The sequence below is a fragment of the Mycobacterium neglectum genome, assembly GCF_002591975.1.
Lineage (GTDB): Bacteria > Actinomycetota > Actinomycetes > Mycobacteriales > Mycobacteriaceae > Mycobacterium > Mycobacterium neglectum.
This window is the reverse complement of the sequence record NZ_NVQE01000037.1, coordinates 45,274-55,078: the sequence shown is the minus strand read 5'-3', so window position 1 is coordinate 55,078 and position 9,805 is coordinate 45,274. Positions and strand designations below refer to the sequence as shown.

Below are 9,805 nucleotides of genomic sequence, written 5' to 3'. Positions count from 1 at the left end.
GCCCGAACCCGCCCATATATCACCGAACGGAAGTGCACTGCAATGACTTCGGGAAACGGTCAAGGTTCGCAGGCGATCCGCAGGACCATGCGGCTGCCGGGCTCGGTCGCCGAGATCCAGGCAAGCCCGTCCGGCCCCGAGGTCGGCGCATTCTTCGATCTCGACGGCACGTTGGTCGCCGGGTTCACCGGCGTGGTCATGACGCAGGACCGGTTGCGTCGCCGCCAGATGTCGGTTGGGGAGTTCATCGGCATGGTGCAGGCCGGACTCAACCACCAACTCGGCCGCTCTGAATTCGAGGACCTCATAGGCAAGGGCGCGCGCATGCTGCGCGGCAATTCACTCGCCGACATCGATGAACTGGCCGAGCGGCTCTTCGTGCAGAAGATCGTGGGTCGCATATATCCCGAGATGCGCGAACTCGTCCGCGCGCACATGGCCCGCGGTCACACCGTGGTGCTCAGCTCGTCCGCGTTGACGGTCCAGGTCGAGCCGGTCGCGCGGTTCCTCGGCATCGAGAACGTGTTGAGCAACAAGTTCGAGACCGACGAGCAGGGACTGCTGACCGGAGAGGTGCTCACCCCCATCATTTGGGGTCCGGGGAAGGCGAGGGCGGTACAGGCCTTCGCCTCCAAGAACGGTGTCGACCTGTCGAAGAGCTACTTCTACGCCGACGGTGACGAAGACGTCGCGTTGATGTACCTGGTGGGCAATCCGCGACCGACCAACCCCGCCGGCAAGCTCGCGGCGGTCGCGGCCAAGCGCGGTTGGCCGGTATTGAGATTCAGCAGCCGCAGCGGCAGCAGCCCGGTGTCTCAGCTACGCACGGCCGCCGGCATCGCGTCGATGGTGCCGATCGCCGCGGGTGCCATCGGGCTCGGTCTGCTGACCCAGAACCGGCGAACCGGTGTCAACTTCTTCACGTCGACCTTCGGCAAGACACTCCTCACGACCATCGGGGTCGAGTTGAACGTGTTGGGCAAGGAGAACCTGACGGCCGAGCGGCCTGCGGTGTTCATCTTCAACCACCGAAACCAGGCGGATCCGATGATCGCCGGACGACTGGTGGAATCCAATTTCACGTCCGTCGGCAAGAAAGAACTGGAGAAGGACCCGATTGTCGGCACGATGGGCAAGATCATGGATGCGGCGTTCATCGACCGCGACGATCCCCAGAAGGCCGTCGAGGGGCTGAAGAAGGTCGAGGAGCTGGCCCGTAAGGGTCTTTCGATTCTGATCGCGCCGGAGGGCACCCGGCTGGACACCACCGAGGTCGGTCCGTTCAAGAAGGGCCCGTTCCGAATCGCGATGTCCGCGGGAATCCCGGTCGTCCCCATCGTCATTCGCAACGCCGAGGTCATCGCCGCCCGCGACTCGAGCACGTTCAATCCCGGAATCGTCGACGTCGTGGTGTATCCGCCGATCCCCGTGGACGATTGGACGCACGACGACCTGTCCGAACGCATCGCCGAGGTGCGGGAGCTTTACCTCGACACATTGAAGGACTGGCCACAGAACGAGCTACCCACTCCGGCGTTGTACACCCGCAAGAAGACCAAGAGCGCGCGGAATGAGCCCGCGAAGAAGGCCGCGCCGAAGAAGACGGCCGCGAAGGCGACGGCAACGAAGGCAACGAAGGCGACGAAGGCGACGGCCAAGAAGACACCAGCCAAGAAGACCCCCGCCAAGAAGACAGCGGCGAAAAGGGCGACGCCGAAGGGCCGGCCGTGAAAGTCCCCGCCGACCGATTCGAACCATTCACCACCACCGACGACGCGCTCGTGCTGGCTTCGGTGTCCTCACCCGCCGAAGTGGAACTGCTCGACGACTGGCTGGAACAGCAGCGCCGCGAATATCCCGACTCCAAGGTCGACGTGTTGCGGCTGCCCGCCGACGATCCGCCGCCGGGCGTACTTGCGCAACTGGTGGCCGAGTTGGAGGCCGACGAGGATCGGTCCGTCGTGCCGGTGCGGGTGTTCTGGGTTCCGGGCGGACTGCCGACACGCTCGAAGGTGGTGTCGCTGCTGTCGGGTCGCGACACCTACCGGCCGCCGGACCTTCTGCAACGCCGCATTCTGCGCAAGGATCCATCTCGCGCGCGGGTGGTCGCCGGTGAGCCTGCGAAGGTTTCGGAACTTCGCCAGCAGTGGGCCGATACGACAGTGGCCGAGAACTCGCGTGAGTTCGCGCGATTCGTCATGCGCCGCGCGGCACTGGCGATCGAACGGGTCGAGCTGAGCCTGCTCGGACCGGAGTACAAGTCTCCGCGACTGATGAAGCCCGAAATCCTGGCCTCGGCGCGTTTTCGCGAAGGCCTGGAACAGATCCCGGGCGCGGACGTCGATAAGGCGGGAGAGATGCTCGACGAACTCTCCACCGGGTGGAGCCGATTCTCGGTCGATCTGATCCCGTCGCTGGGCCGCGCAATATTCAGCCGCGGTTTCGATCCCAATGTCGACTACGACCGCGCCCAGGTCGAGGCGATGCGCGCGAGCCTGGAGAACCATCCGGCGGTGCTGCTGTTCTCGCACAGGTCCTATCTGGACGGTGTGATCGTGCCGGTGGCGATGCAGGAGAACCGATTACCTCCGGTTCACACGTTCGCAGGCATCAACCTGTCGTTCGGTTTCATGGGTCCGCTGATGCGCCACTCCGGCGTGATCTTCCTGCGCCGAAAGCTCGACGACCCGCTGTACAAGTACGTGTTGCGGCAGTTCGTCGGCTACATCGTGGAGAAGCGATTCAACCTCAGCTGGTCGATCGAGGGCACTCGCTCACGGACCGGAAAGATGTTGCCGCCCAAGCTCGGTCTGCTCGCCTACGTCGCCGACGCGTATCTCGACGGTCGCAGCGATGACATTCTGCTGCAGCCGGTGTCGATCAGTTTCGACCAATTGCACGAAACCGCCGAGTATGCCGCGTACGCGCAGGGCGGCGAGAAGACGCCCGAGGGCCTGTCCTGGTTGTACAACTTCATCAAGGCCCAGGGGGAGCGCAACTACGGCAAGATCTACGTCCGCTTCCCCGAAGCGGTGTCGATGCGTGAATACCTGGGCGCCCCGCACGGTCCGATGGCCTCCGACGACGCCGCGAAACGCCTTGCGATGCAGAAGATGGCCTTCGAGGTCGCCTGGCGGATCCTGCGGGCCACACCGGTCAACGCGACCGCACTGGTCTCGGCGTTGCTGTTGACCACCCGCGGGGTTGCCCTGACCCTGGATCAGCTGCACCACACCCTGCAGGACTCGCTGGATTATCTGGAGCGCAAACAGACTCCGATGACCAACAGCGCGCTACGACTGCGCACGACAGACGGGGTTCGCGCTGCGCTGGACGCCCTGTCCAACCGTCATCCGGTCACGTGTGTCGACGGTGGCCGAGAGCCGGTCTGGCGGATCGCCCCTGAGGATGAGCATGAGGCGGCGTTCTACCGCAACACGCTCATCGACGCGTTCCTCGAGACGTCGATCATCGAGTTGGCTCTCGCCTATTCGGGGCGTGCCGAGAACGATCGGTTGGAAGCGTTCTGGCGTCAGGCGATGCGACTGCGGGATCTGCTGAAATTCGATTTCTATTTCGCCGACTCCGCCGCGTTCCGCGAGCACGTGGCCGAGGAGATGTCATGGCAGCACGAGGATTGGGAATCGCACGTCGCATCGGGTGACGTCGACGGGCTGCTGCGTGCGAAGCGTCCGCTGATCGCCGGTGCCATGTTGCGGCCCTTCTTCGAGGCCTATGAGATCGTCGCGGACGTACTGCGCGACGCGCCCGCCGAAATCGACGAGAAAGAACTGACGAAACGGGCCTTGGGCGTTGGAAATCAATACAGCGCGCAGCACCGTGTGAGCAGCAATGAGTCGGTGTCCGCGCTGTTGTTCGCCACGGCGCGCCAGGTGGTCGCAGACCAGAATCTGTTGACGCCGGCGGCCGATCTCGACGATCGACGCACCGGCTTCCGCGACGAGCTCCGTGGAATTCTGCGGGACATGGAGAAGGTCGAGCAGTTCTCGCGCGAGCAGTTCTATCTGCGCGAGGTGGCGCGCCGCGACCTCCGCAGCGAATCGGTGTAGAACCGGCCCCGCGGGCCTACGCAGCGCCACGCCATACGCTGAACGCATGACGACGGTCGCTTCCAGCGTGCGCAGCAGCGCGGTGTGGCCGGTGCTCGTCGGGGTCGCTGTGCTGGCTGGGGCAACCGCAGCGGGGCTGGCCGCGTTGTCGCTCGCGGACGCGTTGACGGCGACGGGGCTGCCCGATCCCGGCCCGGTGACCACCTATGGCCTGCCGTTTGTGCGGGCGGCGGGAGAGATCGCCGCCGTCGTCGCGGTCGGGTCGTTCCTCATGTCCGCGTTCCTGGTACCACCGCAGGCCACCGGAGTTCTCGACGTCGGCGGCTACCGCGCGCTGCGACTGGGCACCGTCGCCTCTGGAGTGTGGACCGTGTGCGCCGCACTGCTGGTTCCGCTCACCGTCTCCGACGTGACCGGCCAGCCGCTGTCCTCGCGCCTGGACCCGTCCGCGATCTGGTCGGTGGCGAGCCTGGTCGAGATCGCCGGCGCGTGGCGGTGGACCGCATTCATCGCCGCCGCCGTGACAATCGCCAGCATCCCGGTGCTGCGCTGGTCGCCAACGCCGCTGCTGTTCGCCGGGTCACTGACGACCCTGCTGCCGCTCGCACTGACCGGTCATTCGTCGTCGGGCGGTTCGCACGATCTGGCCACCAACAGCCTGCTCATCCACTTGCTGGCCGGCGCGCTGTGGGCCGGTGGTCTGTTGGCGTTGCTGGTTCACGCCCTGCGTGGCGGCGAGCATGCCGCGCTGGCCGCGCGTCGGTTCTCGGTGGTCGCCTTGTGGTGCTTCGTGGCCATGGCCCTCAGCGGTGTGGTCAACGCCTTGGTCCGCGTGCAGCCAGCGGACTTGTTCGACACCACCTACGGCTGGCTGCTCCTGGCCAAGATGACCGCGCTGTGCGTGCTCGGCGCGATCGGCTGGCTGCAACGACGCCGCGGCATCGCCGCTCTGGAGTCGGACCCGGCGGCGCGCGGCCCACTGATCAGGTTGGCGCTCGTCGAAGCCGTGGTATTCGGGCTGACGTTCGGTGTCGCCGTTGCGTTGGGCCGGACACCTCCGCCCGTGCCCCCCATCTTCAATCCCTCGATCCCGGCGATCGAGATCGGCTACGACCTCGCGGGGCCCCCCACGCTGGCCCGCATCATGTTCGACTGGCGCTTTGACTTGGTATTCGGCACGGCCGCAATCGTGTTCGCGATCGTGTATGTGGCCGCCATCGTCAGGCTGCGACGCCGCGGCGATGCATGGCCGGTCGGCCGGACCGCGGCGTGGCTCCTGGGATGTCTGGTCCTGCTGTTGGCGACATCGTCAGGTGTCGGTCGCTACATGCCGGCCATGTTCAGCATGCACATGGCTGCGCACATGCTGTTGTCGATGCTCGCGCCCATCCTGCTCGTGCTCGGCGCTCCGGTCACGCTTGCATTGAGGGCGTTGCCGGCCGCGGGTCGCAACGATCCTCCCGGTCCGCGGGAGTGGCTGCTCGCTGCCCTGCACTCCCGGGCGTCGCGCGTGCTCACCAATCCGTTCGTGGCGACCATCCTGTTCGTCGCCGGGTTCTATGGGCTGTACTTCGGCGGGATCTTCGACGCAGCGGTGGACAGCCACCCAGCCCACCTCGCGATGAATCTCCACTTTTTGCTGACCGGCTACCTGTTCTATTGGGTCGTGATCGGCGTCGACCCGACACCGCGCCCGATTCCACCGCTGGGCAAGGTCGCAATGGTGTTCGCCTCGCTGCCGTTCCACGCGTTCTTCGGAGTCGTGTTGATGAGCACCAACACCGTCCTTGGGGAGCCGTTCTACAAATCGTTGCAGCTCTACTGGCATACCGACCTGCTTGGTGACCAGCGCCTTGGCGGTGGAATCGCCTGGGCGGCAGGGGAGTTACCGCTCGTTATCGTCATGATCGCGCTGCTGATCCAGTGGCGACGTAGCGACGAGCGCACCGCCAAGCGGCTCGATCGCGCCGCCGACCGCGACGACGAAGCAGACCTGGCCGCCTACAACCGGATGCTGGCCGAACTCGCCCGCCGTGAGGATCAGTCGCAGTAACTTCGGTGGCCGGAAGGCTCGCTGACACCGATCGGTTGCTAGACCGCGTGCGCCGCAATCGCCGCAGGCCAGCTGCCGTAGCTGCTGATATCGGGTCCGGTGGTCGCGGCGGCGTCGCAACTGAATCCAATTCGCCATGTGCCGTCGTCGAACTCGACCTTGCCGAGCTGCATCGGCGCGGGCAACGCCGCCAGGAACAAGCCCAGCGCACTCGGCGAGAGCAGCCATACGTGACCCATGAGCGAGGCGCCCGGCTCGCCCTCGGGCACGCGAGAGACCGCCGGTTTGGGAGGGTCGGTCGGCAGTACGCACATCCGATACCGCGGCGCCGTTGTGATTTCGCCTACCCACCTCGCATCCAAATCCGTGAGTTGGTGTGCCAACGGCCCGCCTCGTAGGTGGGCGCCGAACACCACCAGCTCAAGGTCCTCGCTCATGGCGTTTCAACTTACGGGGGAGCCCGCCGCGTCGAGCGGTAAACGCCTGTCGAATGGGAAGTTAACGCATGCATTTTCGCGAGATACCTGCCATCGGTGGCGACTGAACGGTGACAGGATTGGGGTCGTGGCCGAAGTCGACTACTCGTTGCTGGACGTTCCGCGAGGTCAACCCGTCGACGATCCCGTCGCATTCCTGCGCTCGGCGGTCGCATGGCACTTCGGCGAGGACACCGGGTGCGCATTCTGGTTGCGGGCGGCGAAAAACCTGGACTTCGACCCGCTGACCGATATCCACACCTTCGACGACCTCCGCCGCTTCCCGAACCTGCTCGGTGAGCTGCGCGATGCACCGGTCGAGGACCTGATCCCGCGGGGTTATGGCACACCGGTCCCGATTCCGTTGATCTTCGAGTCGGGCGGAACCACCGGGTCGCCGAAGCGAACCGCTCAGCTGCCCGACTGGGTCGAGCAGGTGACCCGTTGGCAGGTCGAGGATTTCGCGATGGGCGGCTTCGTCCGCGGCAGTGGGCTGGTGTGCCTCATGCCAAGCGGGCCACATGGCGTCGGCTACTTCTCACGGGAGGTCTCGCGCCGACTGGGGTCGGCGTTTCACGGCGTCGACCTGGACCCGCGCTGGGTGAAGAAGCTCACCGCGCGAGGGGCCGCGGCCGAGGTGTCGAGATACGTCGATCACGTGCTCGAACAGGCACAGTTCATCCTGCAGACCCAGAACGTCGCCAATCTGCACACCTCGCCTCCGCTGTTCGACGCCATCGCACGCGACGATCGCCTCGTCGATCTGGTCAATCAGCGCATCCGGTACGTCCTGCTCAGCGGAGCACATATCGACGTCGACACGCTTGAGCTGTTGCGAGACATCTTCGGCCAGACGACGATCACGGTGGCGTTCGGCAGCACGATGATCCTGTCGCAGCTGATGACCCGCGCGACGCAAGACGGCGAGTTCGTGTTCCATCCCCGCTCTCCGTACGTCGTGTTCTGGGTCGTCGACCCCGACACCGGCGAGCGCGTCGCGCACGGTGAGCGCGGTCAGGTGGTGATGAACCACATCAGCAAGGGCATGTTCATCCCGAACAACCTCGAACGCGACAGCGCGATTCGTGTGCCCGGATTGCCCGGCCAGCTAGGGGATTCGGTCGGCGAGGTCGCGCCCGTGGCCACCTTCGACGGCGAAGCGGTGATCGAGGGCGTGTACTGACCGTGACGGTCCTCGATGCCATGGGGCCAGACGGCGAATACCGCACCCGCAGGCGCGAATTGATCACCGACGTCTCCGGCGCTCCGGTGGTGGAGATGACGGTGGTGCCTCCGCTCTACGTGGCCCGCACCGTCAGCGCGCAACGGAAGGCGCGGCCCCTGTCCGTCGCTGAGCGCGAGGCCGCGCTGACTCGTGCTGTGGAGATGTTCCTGTCGAACGAGATCGCCGGGCTCGACTTCGATCACTACGTCGCATTGACCAGCAGGGTGTCGGGACTGCCTATCGCGGTGACGCGCGCAGGCGCGCGCAGCGTGGCCGAACAGCTTGCCTCCGTGTGCGATTCGGTGCGTCCGGCCCAGCCCAGTGGAGCGGCGCGCGACTGGCGGCAGATCCGCGACGGCGGCGCGGTGTGGGCGCGACGCGGTGAGGTGTTCGCCGTGCACGCGTCGGGAAACGCGCCCGGGGTGCACGGTCTGTGGCCGCAGGCCCTCGCGTTGGGTTACCGGGTGGCCGTGCGGCCCTCGCGGCGTGAGCCCTTCACTGGTCAGCGACTGATAGCGGCAATGCGCGAGAGCGGCTTTCGCGCCGAAGACGTGTCCTATCTTCCCACCGACTACACGGGTGCCGACGAGATCATCGGTGCGGCGGACCTCGCCATGGTCTATGGCGGGCAGGACGTCGTCGACAAGTACGCAGGAGATCCGACGGTGTGGGTCAACGGTCCAGGGCGGGCGAAGATCCTGATCACCGCCGAGCAGGACTGGCGCGACCATCTCGATCTGATCGTCGAGTCGATCTGCGCGCTCGGCGGGACGGCCTGCGTCAACACCACCGCGGTGCTGTTCGAGGGTGATGCCGCGCCGCTGGCCGAGGCGATCGCCGAGCGACTCTCGGCGCTTGAGCCGCTGCCGATCACCGACGAGCGGGCCCTGCTGCCGGTGATGTCCACCGCCGCCGCGCAGTCCATCGCGGGATTCCTCGGTGCTCGGGCAGCCGGGGCAACGGCTCTGCTCGGCGCCGATCAGGTGGTCGCCGACCTCGGTGACGGGACCGCCGCCCTGCGTCCCGCGGTACACCTACTCGCCGCCCCGGACTCGGCCAGGCTGAACACCGAACTGCCGTTTCCGTGCGTATGGGTGTCTCCGTGGTCCCGCGACTACGGCCTCGAACCGTTTCGCGGCTCCCTGGTGATCAACGCCGTCACCGACGACGAGCGCCTGATCGACGAACTCGTCGACGACCCGACTGTGTCCAACGTCTATAGCGGTCGCCACCCGACGTGGTTGCGTGCAGCGCACATTCCGCACGACGGGTTCTTGGCCGACTTCCTGATGCGCAACAAGGGCTTCGTCCGCGGCTGAAGGCGCTGTCCACAATTGCGGATTCATCCACACCCTCCGTCCCCCGACGCGCTTCGGAACGGCTGGCTGTCGGCGGTCAGACGGTCAATTTGGGTGTCACCGACGCGCCGGGCTGCCGGCCGTCGCAAGTAATGAAAGGAAACATCATGTTCGAGACGCCGTTTCACATCGTCGGCAACATCGTCACCGATCCGATCCACCGCCAGGTCGGCGAGCAGGAGATGGTCAGGTTCCGCATCGCGAGCAATTCGCGCCGCCGATCCGCCGAAGGAACATGGGAGCCGGGTAACTCGTTGTTCGTCACAGTGACCTGCTGGGGGCGGGCGGTCGCCGGTGCGAGTGCCGGCCTCGTCAAGGGCGACCCGGTCATCGTCGTCGGCCACATCTACACCAGCGAGTACGAGGATCGTGACGGCAATCGGCGCTCATCGGTCGAGGTACGGGCGACAGCTGTCGGGCCTGATCTGGCTCGGTGCAACGCGCGAATCGACCGGGGCAAGCAACGGGCCGACGAGCAGGCCGCCGACCTCGGCGACGACGCCGCCAGGGCAAGCGATGACGACCGGGCGGACGAATCCAGCGAGGCGCTGCCCCTGACGGCGTAGGCGCGGGCACACCGTCGGCTCCGCCGGTGGGGCCACGCCTAGGATGGTCGGCGGCGA

At 66.1% G+C, this 9,805-nt stretch carries 6 protein-coding genes and 1 pseudogene; 6 read left to right on the top strand and 1 reads right to left on the bottom strand.

Annotated elements, in window-relative coordinates; translation table 11 throughout:
- The first annotated feature begins 42 nt into the window (after nucleotides 1–42).
- The 3 genes from CSQ99_RS23655 to CSQ99_RS23645 are packed head-to-tail and all read left to right on the top strand — an operon-like array spanning nucleotide 43 to nucleotide 6,123.
- Nucleotides 43–1,731, top strand: a complete 1,689-nt coding sequence (locus tag CSQ99_RS23655; RefSeq protein ID WP_099041434.1) for an HAD-IB family hydrolase/lysophospholipid acyltransferase family protein — start codon at nucleotides 43–45, stop codon at nucleotides 1,729–1,731.
- Nucleotides 1,728–4,070 (top strand): glycerol-3-phosphate 1-O-acyltransferase, encoded by a 2,343-nt coding sequence (locus CSQ99_RS23650; RefSeq protein ID WP_099041433.1) that lies wholly within the window; start codon nucleotides 1,728–1,730, stop codon nucleotides 4,068–4,070. The genes CSQ99_RS23655 and CSQ99_RS23650 overlap by 4 nt, the downstream gene beginning before the upstream one ends.
- Nucleotides 4,071–4,116: 46 nt before the next feature.
- On the top strand, nucleotides 4,117–6,123 hold the full coding sequence (locus tag CSQ99_RS23645; RefSeq protein WP_099041432.1) for a bifunctional copper resistance protein CopD/cytochrome c oxidase assembly protein: 2,007 nt from the start codon (nucleotides 4,117–4,119) through the stop codon (nucleotides 6,121–6,123).
- A 38-nt stretch (nucleotides 6,124–6,161) separates the two neighbouring features.
- On the opposite strand, the pseudogene CSQ99_RS23640 reads toward CSQ99_RS23645, so the two are convergent.
- A pseudogene (locus tag CSQ99_RS23640) lies at nucleotides 6,162–6,545 on the bottom strand (allophanate hydrolase-related protein); the annotation flags it as partial.
- Nucleotides 6,546–6,687: 142 nt separating this feature from the next.
- Here CSQ99_RS23640 and CSQ99_RS23635 point away from each other — a divergent pair.
- The 3 genes from CSQ99_RS23635 (at nucleotide 6,688) to ssb (ending at nucleotide 9,748) form a co-directional block, all read left to right on the top strand.
- Entirely contained in the window at nucleotides 6,688–7,782 is a 1,095-nt protein-coding gene (locus CSQ99_RS23635; protein ID WP_099041431.1) for an AMP-binding protein, read from the top strand.
- 2 nt (nucleotides 7,783–7,784) lie between these two features.
- Nucleotides 7,785–9,143, top strand: coding sequence for an aldehyde dehydrogenase family protein (locus CSQ99_RS23630; RefSeq protein WP_176561184.1), 1,359 nt, complete (start codon nucleotides 7,785–7,787; stop codon nucleotides 9,141–9,143).
- Nucleotides 9,144–9,289: 146 nt separating this feature from the next.
- Nucleotides 9,290–9,748: a single-stranded DNA-binding protein gene (gene ssb / locus CSQ99_RS23625; protein ID WP_099041441.1), complete on the top strand. Its 459-nt coding sequence runs from the start codon at nucleotides 9,290–9,292 to the stop codon at nucleotides 9,746–9,748.
- Nucleotides 9,749–9,805 lie beyond the last annotated feature (57 nt).